Source organism: Blautia sp. TM10-2 (assembly GCF_003480845.1).
GTDB lineage: Bacteria > Bacillota > Clostridia > Lachnospirales > Lachnospiraceae > Fusicatenibacter > Fusicatenibacter saccharivorans.
Genome location: NZ_QUJZ01000001.1, coordinates 229078 through 247427 on the forward strand (window position 1 = coordinate 229078; position 18350 = coordinate 247427).

17 protein-coding genes and 1 tRNA gene are annotated in these 18350 nt (G+C 49.9%); 2 read left to right on the forward strand and 16 right to left on the reverse strand.

The genetic code is table 11. The features are described 5' to 3' along the window. Positions 1 to 51: 51 nt before the first annotated feature. From DXD92_RS01165 to nrdR, 9 genes are all read right to left on the reverse strand, one after another. Positions 52 to 930, reverse strand: coding sequence for a hypothetical protein (locus DXD92_RS01165; RefSeq protein WP_118639925.1), 879 nt, complete (start codon positions 928 to 930; stop codon positions 52 to 54). A 144-nt stretch (positions 931 to 1074) separates the two neighbouring features. Continuing rightward, positions 1075 to 1147: transfer RNA gene (locus tag DXD92_RS01170), tRNA-Arg, on the reverse strand. 127 nt (positions 1148 to 1274) lie between these two features. Then, positions 1275 to 2186: a DUF5688 family protein gene (locus tag DXD92_RS01175; RefSeq protein ID WP_147399280.1), complete on the reverse strand. Its 912-nt coding sequence runs from the start codon at positions 2184 to 2186 to the stop codon at positions 1275 to 1277. Positions 2187 to 2455: 269 nt separating this feature from the next. Beyond that, positions 2456 to 3013 carry an elongation factor P gene (gene efp / locus DXD92_RS01180; protein WP_022462517.1) on the reverse strand — a complete coding sequence of 186 codons (558 nt, stop codon included), beginning with the start codon at positions 3011 to 3013 and terminating at the stop codon, positions 2456 to 2458. Between the two features lie 84 nt (positions 3014 to 3097). Beyond that, positions 3098 to 3622: a YqeG family HAD IIIA-type phosphatase gene (locus tag DXD92_RS01185; RefSeq protein ID WP_117509173.1), complete on the reverse strand. Its 525-nt coding sequence runs from the start codon at positions 3620 to 3622 to the stop codon at positions 3098 to 3100. A gap of 74 nt (positions 3623 to 3696) precedes the next feature. After that, on the reverse strand, positions 3697 to 4584 hold the full coding sequence (locus DXD92_RS01190) for a patatin-like phospholipase family protein (protein WP_055218274.1): 888 nt from the start codon (positions 4582 to 4584) through the stop codon (positions 3697 to 3699). A 104-nt stretch (positions 4585 to 4688) separates the two neighbouring features. Further along, positions 4689 to 6047 (reverse strand): citrate/2-methylcitrate synthase, encoded by a 1359-nt coding sequence (locus DXD92_RS01195; protein ID WP_117509174.1) that lies wholly within the window; start codon positions 6045 to 6047, stop codon positions 4689 to 4691. A gap of 130 nt (positions 6048 to 6177) precedes the next feature. Continuing rightward, entirely contained in the window at positions 6178 to 6813 is a 636-nt protein-coding gene (locus tag DXD92_RS01200) for a DUF3786 domain-containing protein (protein WP_117509119.1), read from the reverse strand. Positions 6814 to 6827: 14 nt separating this feature from the next. Then, complete coding sequence (nrdR, locus tag DXD92_RS01205) at positions 6828 to 7280, reverse strand: transcriptional regulator NrdR (protein ID WP_022462512.1); 453 nt, start codon at positions 7278 to 7280, stop codon at positions 6828 to 6830. A 142-nt stretch (positions 7281 to 7422) separates the two neighbouring features. Here nrdR and DXD92_RS01210 point away from each other — a divergent pair, with 142 nt between their 5' ends. Further along, positions 7423 to 7674 (forward strand): YlmC/YmxH family sporulation protein, encoded by a 252-nt coding sequence (locus tag DXD92_RS01210; RefSeq protein WP_022462511.1) that lies wholly within the window; start codon positions 7423 to 7425, stop codon positions 7672 to 7674. Here DXD92_RS01210 and DXD92_RS01215 read toward each other — a convergent pair whose 3' ends face one another. The 3 genes from DXD92_RS01215 to DXD92_RS01225 all read right to left on the reverse strand — a co-directional run bounded on the left by DXD92_RS01215 (position 7675) and on the right by DXD92_RS01225 (position 11908). Then, a complete protein-coding gene (locus DXD92_RS01215; RefSeq protein ID WP_022462510.1) occupies positions 7675 to 7980 on the reverse strand; it encodes an acylphosphatase in 306 nt (101 codons plus the stop codon). A 27-nt stretch (positions 7981 to 8007) separates the two neighbouring features. Next, entirely contained in the window at positions 8008 to 9174 is a 1167-nt protein-coding gene (locus DXD92_RS01220; protein ID WP_117509120.1) for a GNAT family N-acetyltransferase, read from the reverse strand. A 193-nt stretch (positions 9175 to 9367) separates the two neighbouring features. Then, a complete protein-coding gene (locus DXD92_RS01225; protein ID WP_117509121.1) occupies positions 9368 to 11908 on the reverse strand; it encodes a heavy metal translocating P-type ATPase in 2541 nt (846 codons plus the stop codon). Between the two features lie 253 nt (positions 11909 to 12161). Here DXD92_RS01225 and DXD92_RS01230 point away from each other — a divergent pair, with 253 nt between their 5' ends. Beyond that, positions 12162 to 13049 (forward strand): LysR family transcriptional regulator, encoded by an 888-nt coding sequence (locus tag DXD92_RS01230; protein ID WP_117509122.1) that lies wholly within the window; start codon positions 12162 to 12164, stop codon positions 13047 to 13049. Positions 13050 to 13148: 99 nt separating this feature from the next. Here the strand turns inward: DXD92_RS01230 and DXD92_RS01235 are convergent, their stop codons facing one another. The 4 genes from DXD92_RS01235 to DXD92_RS01250 all read right to left on the reverse strand — a co-directional run bounded on the left by DXD92_RS01235 (position 13149) and on the right by DXD92_RS01250 (position 18081). Beyond that, entirely contained in the window at positions 13149 to 13430 is a 282-nt protein-coding gene (locus DXD92_RS01235) for a hypothetical protein (RefSeq protein WP_022462506.1), read from the reverse strand. 35 nt (positions 13431 to 13465) lie between these two features. Beyond that, on the reverse strand, positions 13466 to 14158 hold the full coding sequence (locus DXD92_RS01240) for a YoaK family protein (RefSeq protein WP_242991102.1): 693 nt from the start codon (positions 14156 to 14158) through the stop codon (positions 13466 to 13468). Positions 14159 to 14407: 249 nt separating this feature from the next. Beyond that, a complete protein-coding gene (locus DXD92_RS01245) occupies positions 14408 to 16306 on the reverse strand; it encodes an ABC transporter ATP-binding protein (protein WP_117509123.1) in 1899 nt (632 codons plus the stop codon). Positions 16307 to 16308: 2 nt separating this feature from the next. After that, positions 16309 to 18081, reverse strand: a complete 1773-nt coding sequence (locus DXD92_RS01250) for an ABC transporter ATP-binding protein (RefSeq protein ID WP_158554957.1) — start codon at positions 18079 to 18081, stop codon at positions 16309 to 16311. Positions 18082 to 18350 lie beyond the last annotated feature (269 nt).

Here is an 18350-nt window from a genome sequence, read left to right on the forward strand (position 1 = left end):
TTTCATAAAAACCAGAAACTGCTTTTTTTGTTTTGTATTATTCTATTGTTCCTACTGAATGCTCTCTACATATGCTCTCAGGGAAGCATCTGCATCGAGTGCATTCTGATAATCGTTCTGAACCTGTTCGATCAGATTTTTGACTTCTTCGTTTTCGAGCGCCGCTTTCATAGCCTCGGTTACGGCCGCATCGCTGTCGGTATCATCCATGATTTTCAGGCTGCCGTCTTCTGTCGTGTAGAGATAATACTCCGAAAGCATCGGCAGGGTCTGGTTGATTCCCAGATATTTGCATCTGCTGCTGACAAACGCGATGTACGTTCCGTCATTTGGACCGCTGATCGTGTAGGCCTTTACATCTCCGTATGACTCCACATCGCTTTCTGCCTCAATCTGCGCCTGCTCCTCCGCGGTCAGATTATCTGTTACTGCAAAAAGACCGTTGATATTCCTTGCACCGAGCGCGGTGTAATACTGCTCCAGCACGGTGCTTACTTCCGGGACATTGTCCGCGTCAAAGGAGACAGCCGTATTATCGGTATTCTCTGTATTACTGGTATCGTCTGCCGCTTCCGGCTCACTTGTCGGCTCAGCCTCTGCATCCGGCGCGCTGGCAGTATCGGTACTGGAAGCATCTGCACTGGAATCATTCGCGGAATCCGAAACGTCCGATGAAATGCCTGTGCTGTCCTCAGAATCTGCTTTGCTGTCTGCTTTTACCTGTGTCTTTTTATCCGGCACATTGTTTCCGGTGCTGCTGCTTGTTACGGTTCCGCCGCTCGATTTTCCATCGTTTTTTGGTGATACCAGATGAACGATGAGAAGAACCGCTGCCACAATCAGGAGAATTGCTCCGATCAGAAGCATGTAGCGCAGATTATCGGAAATCCATTCCCGAATTTTATCTTTTGTTGTCATTGGTCTTGCCATATTTTTCCTCCTTCATCAAAACTGATCCGCCGGATCAGTTATTGATATGCTCAGTAAGCAAAAAAACCTCTACTTCACACCGAAGCAGGGGCTTTCCTTGTCCTGCGCCGGTCCTGCCCGCCGCAGCATGCCATGTAGCAAAAACGCGTCTGGAGGGATTCGAACCCCCGACACACGGTACCGGAAACCGTTGCTCTATCCCCTGAGCTACAGACGCTGATGTGATCTGTTTTCTCAACCACACTATGACAGTTTACCACAGACTCCTGCAATTGTAAAGTATTTTTCCCACCCAGCCGCCCATTTTTTTCTTAAATTATTCGCAGACTATTCTGCCACACAGCTTACGTTTCTTCCTCACACAGCGTCAGTTCCCCGCTTTCCCGGTGGTAATAATAAACGTGATCCGACAGAATCTCCTGCGGCTTGACCGTCTTTTCATTCACGTCCCGTACCATGTCGGAAAGACACTCCTCCGGGAACACATCATAATCCGGAATCACCATGCACTCGTGGATACTGCTCGGAATCACATAAAGACTTGCCTCAAAGCGCTGCGAAAGACTCTCCAGCACGCCGGGATAGCACATGCAGATTGCACCCAGCTTTCCTCTGCGGTTGCTGACCAGGTAAAACTGTTCCGCCAGCGGACCAAGCTCGAACCGGGGAAACGTTACCCCGTACTCCTCTTTCAAATACACCATAAGGCTGTCTGTGCGCACCGGCAGATCCCGCAGGGTGTTCTCCCAGGCACGGGCATCCAGCTCCTCCGCCGAAATTCCCCACAGCTCCCGGTGCGTCTCGTGGATCAGAATTGTCGCATCCGGCACGCGGTTTCCCCGCATCTGGTAATAGTACACGACCGCGAGATCGAGAAATTTTCTGTGCGGAACTTCGGAGAGCAGCGTACGGTTTTTCTCCGCATGAATGAGCTCGCAGTAGATCTGCGGCGCAGCATTTTTCCAGTTGGTAAAAAAGACAGCTTTCTCCGGTCTTCTCGCCTCCGCTTCCACCTTCCGGTACTGCTCCAGTACCTTTTCTGCAATCTGAGAAAGCGGCACGCCCTGCAGACAGCATTCATACAGAAGCTCCACGTAAATCGTCGGTGCAATCCAGTCCTTCTTTCTGCTGATGACAAACGCCTCTTTTTCGATACCGTTCAGCTTCTGCACCGATTCTATCTTCACCTCAAAATCATCGCCGGCTTTTCTTTTCAGCAGCGCGGCAAGCTGCTCTTTGAACATCTGATAGTCCATTTTTTCCCACCTTTCCTGTTTGATTGCCTTTTGTATTTTTGCTTTACGGAACAAAAAAAGCTCCGAAAAACACAACTTAAAAACCTCTGTACAGATCTGTATATGCCAGAGATTCGTTGGTTCGCGGAACTTCGAACGATGAGAAAAACGGGCCCGGACTGCTTCCGACAGCCTTTATCAGCCATTTTTCAGACGAATATTCTATTTATTTAGAAAACCGTGTCCGCCACAAAGAAAGTTGTGACGGACAACGGCGGGAACAGTCTTACTTATACACGGGACAGATATTCACCTGTTCTGGTATCAATTTTGATTTTGTCTCCCTGGTTTACGAACAGCGGAACGCTTACGGTAGCACCAGTCTCAACGGTAGCCGGTTTGGAAGCACCCTGTGCGGTATCTCCCTTGAAGCCTGGCTCAGTCTCGGTGATCTCAAGCTCTACAAACAGAGGCGGTTCGATTGCGAATACATTTCCGTTGTAGGAACATACTTTAACCATTTCGTTTTCTTTTACAAATTTCAGAGCATCTCCGATGGTCTCTTCGTTCAGAGCGATCTGCTCATAGTTTTCTACGTTCATGAAGTAGAATAAATCACCATCGCTGTACAGATACTGCATGTCTACACGCTCGATACGAGCCTGCGGGAATTTCTCAGTCGGACGGAAGGTACGCTCTACCACACCACCGTTGATGACATTTTTTAATTTTGTTCTTACGAATGCAGCTCCTTTACCAGGTTTTACATGCTGAAATTCAAGAATCTGAACGACCTGACCATCGATCTCGAGGGTAACGCCGTTTCTAAAATCTCCTGCTGAAATCATTCTGATTTTTCCTCCTTAACATAGTACGATGCGCCAAATGCGCACCATAGGCTTATCTTATAATATAATATTTTTCCCGATTTTTCAACTGTTTTTTTTCGTAATCCTGCCGCGGGCCAGATCACGCTCATAAAAGAACAGTACAATGTGCTCCAGATACCGTTTCAGAACGATCTGAATTTCCTCTTTCGGATTGATCGGCTCGGTCAGAATATTGTAAAGTCCGGTCCGTTTTGCACCGTACACATCGGTGAAAAGCTGATCCCCGACAAAGACCGCCTGCTCCTCTTTGATCCCCATTCTCCGGCATGCCTCCTGGTAGTTTTTCACCGAAGGCTTGTGCGCATTTTCGATATAGATAGAACCGACCGCATCGGCAAACGGAGCCACACGCGGTTTCTGATTGTTGGAAAGCAGACAGGTGGAAAAACCAGTCTCCCGAAGAGACGCAAAGAACGCAGCCGCCTCCTTCGTTGCCGGCGCACCGTGCGGAACAAGCGTATTATCGATATCAAAAATCACGCCCCGGTATCCTTTCCGGTACAGATCCGCGTAATCGATCGTATAGGCACTTTTTTCTCTCCGGTCCGGGTAAAACATCCGCATCAGTATAGTTCCCCGGTTCTTCTGGTTTTTTCCACTCATCTTCTTTCTCCAATCCTCTTTTCGTTTATACAGTAACTTTATTCTTCTTTCAGAAACTCCTGCAGAGCCTCAAAATTTGCTTTCATCTGGTCATAGCCGTGCTGGTAAAATTCCCGCAGCTTCTCCTCGTCCTTTTCGAGACGCGATACCGCCGGTATCTCCGGGCGGATCACAAAGACGGAGCCTTCTTCTTCCCATTTTTCGATGCATTCGAGTACCTGGTTATAATGTTTCGCGCGGTTTACAAGCGCACGCACGAGATTCGGGTATTTGCGGAATGCCGCCACATACAGCTCCCAGCCTCTCGTTCCCTCTTTTTTGCGGTAACCGAAATTCCGTGTCAGAATAATGACATTTTTTCGGTGTCCCGTCTTTAAGGAACGGATAATCGGGATCGAATCGGCAACACCGCCGTCGACGTACTCGTTTCCGTCGATCTCCACCATCGGGCAGGCGATCGGCATGCTCGATGATGCACGGCCAATTGCAAGCAGACGTTCTTTATTTTCGCGGTCATCCAGATATTCCGCGCGTCCCGTCTCACAGTTTGTCACAACCAGCTCACACGTCTGCGGCGATGCAAAATACGTATCAAAATCAAATGGAAAAATCTCATACGGATACCGTTCGAACACCATATCCATGTCGAGCAGTGCTTTTTTCTCAACGATTGTCTTGATATTCTTATTGACGTAGCGGTTTTTCTCATCCGTGACAATCATACAGTCCCTCGTTCTGCCAATCTGGCGCGATACATAGTCCAGCGCATTGCAGGCTCCGGCGGAAACGCCGATCACATGAGGGATATAATACTCCTGCTCCATCAGAAAGTCCAGCGCTCCTGCTGTAAAGACGCCGCGATTGGCCCCTCCTTCCAATATGACTGCTCCGGATTTTGTTATGCTGTAATTTTTTGTCTCATTCATTCTCCTGCACTCTCCTATTTTTCACAATGACACATTACTTCCTGCACAGAGCAATGCCGGAGCAGATCGGAAAATCCCGACACGCTCCGGCCCTTCTGCCTGTTTTATCTGTTTTCCAGCGGAACATAGTCCACTTCATCTTTGACACTCTTGTACGCCGGGCGGATGATCTTGTCGGTGTTGATCAGTTCCTCCATCCGGTGTGCACTCCAGCCGACGATACGCGCGCAGGCGAACATCGGGGTGTAGAGCTCCAGCGGAAGATCCAGCATGCTGTAAACGAAGCCGCTGTAGAAGTCGACGTTTGCGGATACACCTTTGTAAATATGGCGCTCCTCGCCGATGATCTTCGGAGCCAGTTCCTCGACCATAGCGTACAGCCGGTAATCTTTCTCTCTGTGTTTTTCTTTTGCCAGCTGCTCAACGAAGGTCTTGAAGATGCGCGCACGCGGGTCGGAAATGGAGTAAACCGCATGGCCCATACCGTAAATCAGACCTTTCTGGTCGAACGCCTCTTTGTGCAGCAGCTTTCTTAAGTAATTCGATACTTCTTCCTCATCCGTCCAGTCTTTGACGTGTGACTTCATATCGTCGAACATCCGCACAACCTTGATGTTTGCACCGCCGTGCTTCGGTCCCTTTAAGGAGCCGAGCGCCGCTGCAATTGCGGAGTACGTATCGGTTCCGGAAGAAGAAACAACATGTGTTGTAAAGGTTGAGTTGTTACCGCCGCCGTGCTCCATGTGGAGGACGAGGGCAAGATCGAGGATCTTCGCCTCCAGCGGGGTGTATTTCTGATCCGGGCGGAGCATCAGCAGAATGTTTTCTGCGGTGGAAAGCTTCTTCGACGGATTGTGGATATATAAACTTTTTCCCTTGATATAATGGTTGTACGCCTGATAGCCATAGACGGACAGCATCGGGAAAACAGAAATCAGGTTAATGCACTGGCGAAGCACATTCGGAAGGGAGGTATCATCTGCGTGGTTGTCGTACGCGTACAGGGTCAGAACGCTTCGGGACAGAGTGTTCATCATGTCCTTGGTCGGCGCTTTCATAACAACGTCACGCACAAAGTTCTTCGGCAGGGACTGCTGCTGTTTTAAAATCGTCTTAAAATGCTTAAGCTGCTCTTCATTCGGCAGATTTCCAAACAGGAGCAGATAAGCGACTTCTTCAAATCCCATACGGTTTTCACTCAAAAATCCCTGGGTCAGTTTTTCCACGTTGATGCCGCGGTAGTACAGACGTCCGTCACACGGTGTTTTGACGCCGTCAATGATATCCGAAGACACAACGTTTGAAATCTGTGTCAGTCCCGCAAGGACGCCAACGCCGTTGACATCGCGCAGTCCGCGTTTTACATCGTATTGCCCATACAGCGAAACATCCATTTTGGAGTTATCCAGACAGATGTTTGTCAGTTCCTCTATTTCCGGTGTTACTTTCATGCTAAAAGCCATATGCATTCCCCTTTCTCTTCTCTTTTTTTACTCACTTTCGCTCATTATAGCATTAAACCAAGGGATTCGTATACTGAAATTTTTATAAACATTCGAAAAATTTTCGTAAGATTTTGTCTCACAAAAGGTATCAGGCTTCTGTTTTACATGCATCGAAGGCTTGATCCAGTGCGTCCAGGAAATCTCCCATCACGTAATACAGCGTCTCAAACCGCAGATAATCGAGGACGTTTTCATCCCACATAAACTTCAGCACCGGCGGGAATTCCTCATCGGACTCCCAGAACTGGAAGACGAGCGGCAGAAACGGAAAGACATGAAAAACAAAAGCAGCGTCTCCCGGGAAATATGGTTTTCCGCCAAGGGAAACGCATGCTTTTTTCAGCTGTTCCACATGCCCGTCATACCGTGCGGCGCGGCTGTCGTGAACGCCGGACGCAATCGTGCGGCCTTTGATCGTTCCCTTTAAGGAATTGGTACGCGCATACGTGCCGGCGAGCACAATCTCCTTCTTTCCGCAGCAGAGCAGGTCGAAAATCGTCAGCGTCTCATTGAAACTGCCCTGATGTACATGAAGAAAATGGTCTTTTGATCCCTCTACAACGCCGGTATGGCGGTTCACTCTCCATTCTTCAAAAAGATACGGCACATAGAAATAATCGCCATCAAACGCAAAGCCATACTTTCCTTCGATCTCCTTCTGATCGTATGTCAGAAAACGTTCCTGCATCTGATCACGCATTTTAATATAGTTCGACACTTCCATTTTTTTGCCTCCCGCTATTTGTCGAGCATCTTTTTCAGCTCGTCCATGAACGTGTTGACGTCCTTGAACTCACGGTAAATCGACGCAAAGCGGACGTACGCCACCTGATCCAGGTCTTTTAAGTAATGCATGACCTTCTCTCCGATCACAGAGCTTGGAATCTCGCGTTCCTCGCCGTTGAAAAGCTCCGTCTCCACCTTGTTGACCATCTCGTTGATCTTCTCGGCGGACACCGGCCGTTTGTGGCAGGCGCGCAGGATACCGGTCTCGATTTTCGAGCGGTCATACTGCTCGCGGTTCATATCTTTTTTGATGACGATCAAAGGGATCGTCTCCACTTTTTCGTATGTCGTAAAGCGTCTGCCGCAGACATCGCACATCCGGCGGCGGCGGATCGCATTGCTGTCTTCAATCGGGCGTGAATCCACAACCCGGGTATTATCCTGATTACAAAATGGACATCTCATATCTTTCGTCCTCGTTTCTAAATAAGTATTTCGGAAAGTTTTCTACTTTTACAGTATACGCATTTTTCCGTGAAATTCAAGTCAACTGCAGCAACATTTTCGCATATGTTTTTCCATAGGAATCAGTAAAAAGGAGCACCGCATGCGCGTTGTAGATCTCCGCCAGAAAGAAGTTATCAATATCTGCACCTGCAAAACGCTCGGCTGTCCGATTGATGTGGAATTCAATCCAAAAACGGGACATCTTACCGGACTCGTTCTTCCGGGTCCTGTGAAATTCTGCGGCTTTTTCTGCCACGGCGAGGATTTTGTGATCCCATGGGACCGCATCTGCCAGATCGGCAACGATATCATTCTCGTCGAAATTCCGGAAAAAGAGAAAAAACAGCCCTGATCAACGGATATGAAAACCGAATTCCGATTCCAGCGGAATCTTCGTCCATTTTGCATCCGTGATTTCGATGTAGCTGGAGGTGCGGATCCTTTTGATCATCTCCGTGATCGTCTCCTCATCACCCTGCACCTCCATCTCCACCGTCTCATCCCAGCAGTTTCTCACCCAGCCTGTCAGCCCGAGCTGGTAGGCAGCATAATACGCCCGGTAACGGAACCCCACGCCCTGCACCTGGCCGTAGAAAATCACATGGTACCGGATTTCTTCTTTTTCGTCTCTTCTGTCTCGTTTCGCTGTCTCGTTCATATTTCTCTGCCTCCCAACAGTCATTGCCTAAAATTCGTCTGCCGTCGCACAGTACAGCGGAAGCGGGAACCAGTCGGATGGAATGTTCTTCCAGATTTCAGATGGAACCTTGCTTCCCTTACTTGCCAGCGGTGAAAGAAGCAGTTCCTGCGCCTGCTCCCGGTTGAGTACATCTGCCCCCGGATGGGCTTCCCGTGTCACGGTCACAGTTCCATCTTTTACCGTCACGGTCAGCGGCTGTCCCTCCAGTACGGCAGACCACGTTCCATCGCTGATGCCCATCGTCTCTGCTTTCATGGTCAGCATTGCCTCGATGACGTCTGCAAATTGGAAAATACGGTACATCGCGGAACCGCAGCGCTCTTTTGTGAAGCTTTCGCAGACTTCCGATAACGCTGCTGCTTTTCCGGTCTCATACACCGGAATGGAAATGAAAAGAGAGTCAAGCGCATTTTCTTTTAAATAAGCGGCAAGTGCAGGAACGAAATCCTGTTCCTCCAACACTTCTGCTTCCACAACCTGGTTTCCGCCGCAAAGTGCCAGATATCCGATCCGCTCACCGTTTTTCCAGATTGCAATTGCCTGCTCGCCGAACGTTTTCAGGCAGGCTTTCACATCCTCTCTTACCACGTAAAGCGGTTTTTCCTCATTCAGCTTCTTTGCAAAGGCTGCCGCCTCTTCGTCCGCTTCGCCGTTTTCCGGAAACAGCGGCGCAAAGGTGTAAGCGGAGAGTTCCCCGTTTTTCCAGGTATGGCGCACATTTGCCACATCCAGGTAAAACGTGTATTTTTCACTTCCCGGCGTAAAGCCAAAGTAGGCATACCGCTGTCTCTGGCCGTCCAGTGCCAGAAGATCACACGTTCCTTCCAGATCCGTAATCCAGTCGCCAAGAAGACGCTTCATGTGGCCTTCGCCCCTTGCCTTTGGATGCACGGAAACGCTTCCCACATATCCTGCGCGGAGCAGCTTACCCCCTGCTGCCATTTGCTGCGGAAGCACCGCAATCTCGGCCCGGAGTCTGCCGTTTTCCGCAACAGCGACGCGGTGGATCCGTGCCATTTCCGGTCCTGCCTGATAAACCCTTGGAATTAACTGCTCAAAGTCGTGCGGACGGTGTGCCGTGCTGAACACGTAGTTTGCAAGTTCGATGCAGTCCTCCCACTCTTCCGGCTTTGCAAGTCTGTACTCTGTCATAATGTAAAAACCTCCTGATCCTAAAAACCCTTTTGTTTTTGCTCTTCTTTTTCTCTATCCTAACGGATTTTTGTCCTTTTGTCACGAAAATTCCGAACAAATTGCAATATTTTTGCTATATCTGGTAAAAAAAAGAAACGCGCCCGGAAATTTTCATTCCAGGCGCGTTTCCCTTTTCTCAACGTTTCCTGTTTTACTGGATTCCTTTTACGGTGTAATCCTGTGCCTCTACGGCTGTTTTCAGCACATCGTCTGATACAGGAGCTGTCAGTGTTACAACGGCTGTTCCTTTTTCATGGCTTACTTCTGCGGATGCAACACCCTCGATTGCCTCAAGTGTTTTCTTCACTCTTGCCTCGCAGTGGCCGCACATCATGCCCTCGATTGTCATGGTTTTTACCATTCCCTGTTCTGTTGTCATGTTCAGATCCTCCTTTAGAATTTCGTTTTTGATTCTTTTATCTTTTGACGCGTCGTGCATCCGAAACAGATTCAGACGCAGGGCGTTTGTCACAACGCAGAAGCTCGAAAGGCTCATCGCCGCCGCACCGAACATCGGGTTCAGCTTCCAGCCGAACAGCGGGATCCATACGCCCGCAGCCAGCGGAATACCGATGATATTGTAAATGAAGGCCCAGAACAAATTCTCGTGAATGTTCCTGAGGGTCGCACGGCTTAAGCGGATCGCTGCCGGTACATCGGAGAGGCGGCTCTTCATCAGGACAACGTCTGCCGCATCGATCGCGATATCGGTTCCTGCTCCGATGGCAATACCGATATCCGCACTGGTCAGAGCCGGTGCATCGTTGATGCCGTCTCCTACCATCGCTACTTTTCCTTTTTCTTTCAGGCGGCTGATGACCGCTTCTTTTCCATCCGGCAGAACGCCTGCGATGACTTCGTCCACACCTGCCTCAGCGCCGATGGCACGCGCGGTGCGCTCATTGTCTCCGGTCAGCATCACGACACGGATTCCCATATTCTGCAGCTCTTTCACCGCACGCGGGCTGTCCTCTTTGATGACATCCGCAACCGCGATCATACCGAGCATCTTTCCGTCTTCACTGAAGAACAGCGGTGTCTTTCCTTCTTCGGAAAGTTTTGCTGCCTGCTCTTCCATCTGTTTCGAGAGAACCGCTTTTTTCGTAATCAGTGCGCGGTTGCCTCCGCAGAGCTCTTTTCCGTTCCGTTTTGCCACAAGGCCGTTTCCAGGAAGCGCAGAGAAATCACTGACTTCTTCGCGGGCCAGGCCTTTTTCCTCTGCAAGTGCAAGAATCGCACGGGCCAGCGGATGCTCACTTTTCTGCTCCAGTGCAAAGGCACCTTTTAAAAGCTCCTCCTCACTTACACCGTCCGCCGGGACAAGATCGGTTACCTGCGGCTCTCCGCTTGTGATGGTTCCAGTCTTATCGAGTGCAACGATCTGTGTTTTTCCTGTCTCCTCGAGAGAAACTGCGGTTTTGAACATCGTTCCGTGTTTTGCTCCCATTCCGTTTCCGACCATGATCGCAACCGGTGTTGCAAGGCCGAGCGCACACGGGCAGCTGATAACGAGAACGGAAATACCTCTTGCAAGAGCAAAGCTGACGCTCTCTCCTGCAAACAGCCAGATCACAATCGTAGCAAGTGCAATGCAGATAACGGCCGGCACAAAAATACCGGAAACTTTATCGGCCACTTTGGCGATCGGCGCTTTTGTCGCTGCCGCATCGCTGACCATCTGAATGATCTGGGAGAGTGTTGTGTCTTCTCCGACTCTCGTCGCCTCACAGGTCAGGAAACCGGACTGGTTTAAGGTCGCCGCCGATACGCGGTCGCCGGCCTCTTTATCCACCGGAATACTCTCGCCAGTCAGCGCGGATTCGTTGACGGCACTCGTTCCCTCCAGGACAACGCCGTCCACCGGAATATTTTCGCCCGGGCGGACGATGAAATGATCGCCCTTTTTCACCTGATCAATGCCGACTTCCACTTCTTTTCCGTCTCTTAAGAGAACGGCGGTCTTCGGAGCCAGCTTCATCAGACTCTTTAACGCATCGGTCGTTTTTCCTTTGGAAATCGACTCCAGCATTTTTCCGACGGTAATCAGGGTCAGAATCATGGCTGCGGACTCGAAGTAAAATTCATGCATATAGCTCATGACTGCATCCATGTCCCCCTGTACCTGCGCTCCCGTCATGGCAAACAGGGCGTAGACGCTGTATACAAACGATGCGGTAGAACCAAGCGCTACCAGCGTGTCCATGTTCGGTGCTTTATGCCAGAGACTCTTGAAACCGCTGATAAAGAATTTCTGGTTGATGACCATGACCGCAATGGTAAGCAGGAGCTGTACCAGTCCCATTGCGATGTGATTTCCTTCAAAGAATTTCGGCAGCGGCCATCCCCACATCATATGGCCCATGGAGAAATACATGAGCGGAATCAAAAGAAGAACGGAGCTCAACAGACGGCGTTTCATGACCGGTGTTTCCTTGTCTTTCAGCATCTCTTCGTATTCTGCTGTGGAAGCCGACTGTGATGTGCTTCCCTTCTCGCCTTTTTTCGACGCACCGTAGCCTGCATTTTCCACGGCGGCAATAATCTCTGCCGGGGAGGCCGTTCCCTCCACGCCCATGGAATTTGTCAGAAGGCTGACTGCGCAGGATGTGACACCGGGTACCTTTGACACGGCTTTTTCGACACGGGTCTGGCAGGCGGCGCAGCTCATGCCGGTTACATTGTACTGTTCCATCGTATGTCTTCCTTTCTGTAGTTCTGGATTTTCTATTTCATATACCCTAATGGGGTATCTTGTTTTCTTCTACACTATATACCCTGTCCGGGTATTTTGCAAGTGTTTTTTCAAAAAATTTCCACTTCTCTTCTGCCATCCCCCGCACAATCCGGCCGGACCATCCTCAGAAATCCCTTGACAACCCGGCGCATGTATTTTATATTGAAGCAATCATGGATGATTTTTTCTTCTTCATCCTTCGGAGGTTTTTATGATTACATATGATTATTATCGCATTTTTTACTTCGTAGCACAATATCACAGCTTTACAAAAGCCGCGGAAATTCTGAAAAACAACCAGCCCAACATCACACGGTGCATGAACAATCTGGAAAGTGAGCTTGGCTGCAAACTTTTTATCCGTTCCCACCAGGGTGTCACACTGACAGCGGAGGGCGAAAAGGTGTATGAGCGTGTGGCCGTTGCCTACGAACAGCTCCGCACGGTTGAGGAGGAGCTGGCTCTTGAGCGGTCTCTTGAGAGCGGCCTTATCACAATCGGTGCGAGCGAGACGGCACTTCGTCTGATGCTGCTCTCCCGCCTGGAGCACTTCCACACCCGCTATCCGCACGTCCGCCTGCGCATCTCCAACCACTCGACGCCGCAGGCCATCCAGGCGCTCGAAAACGGTCTGGTCGACTTCGCAGTCGTCACAAGCCCGGTGGAAATCCGCAAACCGCTGCACAAGATCCCGATTTTCCCATTCCAGGAAATTCTGATCGGCGGATCGAAATATGCATCCCTTTCCGCAGAGCCGCATCATCTCGGCGAATTGTCAGAATATCCTTTTATCTCGCTTGCCAAAGACACCGGCACGCGGGAGCTGTACGCCGAGTACTTTCTGAATCACAACCTCGCCTTCCACCCCGATATGGAGGCGGCGACAACGGATCAGATTCTTCCTATGGTCGAGTATAACCTCGGCATCGGATTTTATCCGGAGGAGCTGGCACGCGATGCCTTAAAGAGCCGTACCGTCTGTCGGATTCCGCTCATCGAGGAGGCCCCCAAACGTGAAATCTGTCTTATCATCAACCCGCGGCAGCACCAGAACGCGGCGGCAAAAGAGCTGATCGAGGAGCTTCTGGAACGCGTATAAGATTTTATGAACTTTTGTTTGAAACAGAAAAAGACCCTGTCTACCGGCGGACGGAACATCGCTGCTCCATCCTTCCCGTATACAGGGTCTCTTTTTTATTTATGCCTGCTGTCCGGCAATCTGCTCTTTTTTATGCGGCATGGCAAATACCATCGCCGTGTAGGAAAGCATTGCGCCTGTGATGTAGAAGAACATCAGAAATCCGCTCCGGTTCAGCACAGCGATGCGGACAATTCCAATCCAGAAACCGACGTTGGACGCCAGGGAGAACACACGCGCAAACATCATGTTTTTCTCCTCACCCTTTGCCAGGCGGACGATCAGCAGCAGCATGGCCGCTGAAAAGAATAGTGTCATACAGCACTCCAGAAATACTTCCATTTTTTCAGCCTTCTTTCTTCACTCTCTCTTATTTCTCAGCGGTACTTTTCCAGTGACATCAGAAGGAAGCTCACCAGAAGAAGTCCGCAGGAAATCCAGATTACATGGATTCCATACAGCATGGAGAACACGCCTCCGATTCCGGCGCCGATGGCGAAAGCCAGAATCACGCCGAAATAGTATCCGGCCTGACGGAGCTGTTCTTTTTTCTTATCCCGCATATACATAGACAGCGCTGCGGTTCCGCTTCGCAGGTTTCCGATGCACATGGTGCTTGCATACGAATAACCGCCGACCTTGCGGAAGGTCTGTACCTGAATCGCGCACGCAAACGATACAAGCATCGCCGCGAGCATATTATAAGAAGACGGAATAAATCCGACGATCGCAAGGATCACAATTTCCGCCGCGAGAAGTACCTGCCGCCAGTGCAGCCTCTTTGCATACCGGTAATGCTCCTGGAAATTTTCTGCCAGAAATACACCCATCGCAAAAAAGAGGATCGGGAAGAGATACCGAAGACCTGCCGTAAAGTTTCCTTCCAGAAAGTTCTGGCTCATCAGCACAACGTTTCCCGTCTGGGCATTTGAGAATACTTCATCTCTGCAATTGTACGTGTAGGCATCCTGAAAACCGCCGGACAGCGCCAGAAACATACTGTTGATAAATGCTTCCGACATCTGATTTTCCGAGAGCAGGCGTCCTACAAGGCTTGCTTTCTTTTCCATAAATTTTCCCTTTCTTTCAACAGACGGCCCGGCTTTTTGGTGCCTGCCGTTTTGCTTCCCTTATTATAACCGCCCGCTTTTTGAGATGGAAAAACGGATATCGTATTATGCTCATATATTTTTCATATGACTATATTGATTTAAAATCATTTTAATATGATACACCGTAAAAAAAGGAGAAATTTTGTCACTTTGCACAAACAAAATTTCTCCCTTTTTGTAAATTGTCTTTATTGTTCTAAAATTTTCTTACTTTCTTCCTCTCTGTTTCTCACTCTGCTCGCGGTGGTACTGCAGCGTGTAGAGCTGGTAATATCTTCCCTGCGCTGTTAAAAGCTCCTGATGCGTTCCATGCTCCACGATTTTTCCGTGGGACAGTACGATAATCTCATCCGCATGCTGGATCGTCGAAAGACGGTGCGCTACGATCAGCATCGTTCCGATGTTCTTCATCTTTTCCATGGAATCCTGGATCAGAAGCTCGGTTTCGGTGTCGATGTTCGCCGTCGCCTCGTCAAGGATCATGACCGAAGGCTTATGGATGATGGTACGCGCAAACGAGAGAAGCTGGCGCTGTCCGGCGGAGAAGTTGTTTCCTCTCTCCCGCACCGGCTCGTCGAGGCCGTAATCCAGCTTGTTGATAAACTGGTCAGCATTCACGTAATGGCAGACGTCCATGATCTCTTCATCGGAAATCCCCTCCTCGCGGAGAATAATGTTGCTACGGATCGTTCCCGAGAACAGGAAGACATCCTGCAGCATCTGGCCGAATTTTTTCCGCAGGGAATCGATCTTGATCTTTCGGATGTCGATGCCGTCGATCAGAATCTCACCCTTCTGGAACTCGTAGTTCCGGCAGATCAGGGAAAGAATCGTCGATTTTCCGGAACCGGTGGAACCCACAAATGCGATTGTCTCTTTCGGGTTGACGTGGAATGAAACGCCTTTTAACACCCACTCGCCCGGGATATAGGAAAACCATACGTCGCGGAACTCAATTTCGCCCCTGATGTCGGTAAGCTCGATCGCATCCGGCGCATCCTGCATTTTTGGCTCGAGATCCAGAATCGAGAATACTTTCTCGGCGGATGCAAATGCGGACTGCAGCCAGTTGAACTGCTCCGCCAGGTTCTGGATCGGGTTGAAGAATTTTGAAATATACATGTAAAAGCTGACGATCATACCGCTGGTAAGCGTCTGGCCGAGGAACGACGTTCCCTCCAGATAGCCCTTGCCGCCTAAATACAAAAGGCAGAGCACGGAGCTGATATACAGCATGTAGACGAGCGGACGGAAAATACCAAACACGAAAATCTGCTCCTGCTGTGCGCGGCCGAGTGCGTTGCTCTTGTCGGTAAACTCGCGCATCTTGGCATCCTCGCGATTGAAGATCTGTGTGATTTTCATACCGGAAAGGTTCTCCGACAGATACGTGTTGATGTCCGTAGTACAGTCTTTTACTTTCCGGTGTGCTCTTCGCGAGAATTTGCGGAAAATAATCGAGAACAGCATGATAAACGGCACGAAGCAGAGCACCATCAGCGTCAGCTCATAGTTCAGAAACAGCATCGCAATCAGAATACCGATGATCACGAAGAAGTTCTTCAGAAGATTGACCAGAAGGTTGGTGAACATCAGCGAAATCGCGTTCGTATCGTTTGTCGTTCTCGTGACAAGCTTTCCGACCGGAATCTCATTTAACTGCTCGTGGGAAAGGCGCTCGATGTGGACGAACAGATCCTCCCTCATATTGGAAATAATTTTCTGACCCGTCTTCTGCAGAATCACGGCCTGGAAATACGTGCACGCCATCGAGACAAGAAGGATTGCCGCATAGCCCGCTACCCACAGAAACAGGGCATTCAGCGCGAATTTTCCAACGACGAGCTCCTCAATTTTGCCGACGATCAGCGGCGAAATGATATCGTACGCGATCGAAAACAGCATCAGAAAACCAACAACGATAAACTGGCGGTAAAACGGCTTTGCGTAATCCATCAGACGCTGCATGATTTCACTGTCTTTCATGTTCCGCTCAAAGCCGGTTTCTTTTTCTCCATCTTTCACTACAAACGCGGCCACAATCAGCAGGGTGGAAATCACGCCGATGATCGCGCCGACCCAGAGAATCGGATAATAATTGTGCATTTCTACTCCTCCCCCGCTTCCTCTTCAAGTTTCTGCAGATCGACCATCTTGCGGTACGCCGTGCAGGTCCGGTACAGATCCTCGTGTTTTCCGACTGCATGGACTTCTCCGTCCTCGACGAACACGATCTTGTCCATCTGCTCCACCGTTGAAATCCGGTGTGCGATCAGAATTGTCGTCAGTCCCTCACGTTTTTTGAGATTGTCGAGAATCGTGCGCTCTGTTTTGGTATCGACCGCAGAGACGGAATCGTCGAGAATCAGAATCGGTGCGTGTTTCATCAGCGCACGCGCAATCGAGATTCGCTGCTTCTGTCCGCCGGAAACCGTCACACCGCGCTCGCCAAGAACGGTGCGGTAGCCCTCTTTGAACTCTGCGATATTGTCATGGACATCGGACATCATCGCCGCATCCTCAATGGCCTCCTGGTTTTCGTCATCAAAGGCGAAGGAAATATTGCCGGAAATCGTGTCGGAGAACAGGAAGTTGTCCTGCGGCACGTAGGCACAGCCCTCACGCACGGAGTGAATGGAAACGGTGTTGACATCGTGGTCATCAATAAACAGCATTCCGTCCGGCACGTTGTAGGTGCGGAGCAGCAGATCGACGATGGTCGTTTTTCCGGAACCGGTCTTTCCGACGATGCCGACACTCTCGCCCGGCTCAATGGTAAACGATACGTTTTTCAGCACATCGTACTCCCCGTCCGGATAGCGGAAGGTCAGATTGCGGAACTCGATTTTTCCATGGATGAACGGCAGATCCTGCACACCGCCGCGGTCCTTCACATCGACTTTTGCGTCAAGCAGTTCCGTAATACGATTTAAGGACGCTTTTCCACGGGATGTCTTCTCAATCAGCATGGAGACCGCCATGATCGGCCATACAACGGCCGAGAAATAGCCGATATACTCGACAAGCTGGCCGGCGTCGAAGCTTCCGCAGTAAACGAGATAGCCGCCGTAGCCTAAGATTACGCAGATGACGGACTCGACGAACAGCGTTACCATAATGTTCAGCAGTGTGGAAATTTTGGTATATTCTACGTTGATGTCCTCGTTCTCGCGGTTCAGTCTGCGGAACATCATCAGCTCTTTCGTCTCTTTGACGAATGCTTTGATGACAGCAAGACCGGAATAGTTTTCCTGCGCGAAATCGGACAGCTCGGAAAAGGCCGCCTGGCGCTCTTCCCACTTTTTCATCAGGTATTTGCCGAGCGTTGTGCCGGCGGCCATCAGAAATGCCATCGGGATCATGGAAAGGCCGGTCAGGAAGTGGTTCATGCGCCACATTTTGATCACGGCAAGCAGGCCTAAAAACAGCGCATCGCAGAACATCAGAATACCGTCGCCGAAGCACTCCTGCACGGTATCGAGATCGTTCGTGTAAAGACTCATCAGGTTTCCGACTTTGTTGACCTGATAATACTCCTGGGACAGCTCCTTGCTGTGCGCGAACATGCAGGTACGAAGATCGGTCACCACGCGGATCGCGGAGCCGAAAAAGCAGACTCGCCACAGGAAACGGCCGACTACCATGACGATAATGGTAATAATCATGGGCCGGCAGACCTGATCCAGCAGAAATTCCATATCAAACACCGCCGCCTGGCCGTTGACCAGAACAGGGTCGCCGTTCATGCCGTTGATGACCATGCGGTACAGCTCCGGTATGAAAAGCTGGAAATAATCTACGAGAATCAGCGCTGCAAGACCGAGAATCAGAATGGGCGCATTCTTCAGGTAGTATTTGTTAATGTACTTTCCAAATATCATATATTTTCTCCCTCTTTTTGTTTTTGCCATTGTCTGCTATGATCTTTCTGACCATAACAGTCCTTCCCTTTTCCAAAGCGTTTTCGCCCCGGAATGCCTCCTTTCTTCTCCTGCATTTCACAGCTCCGATGCAATTTTAACAGAGATAAACAGAAGGAACTGGACTTTGAAAAATCCAATTCCTTCTGTTCCAATTCACATTCCTGCTCCAAAAGCGTTCCGCTTCTTCTTTGCAGGACACCGTTGTCCTGTGAATGTTTGTTCTATTT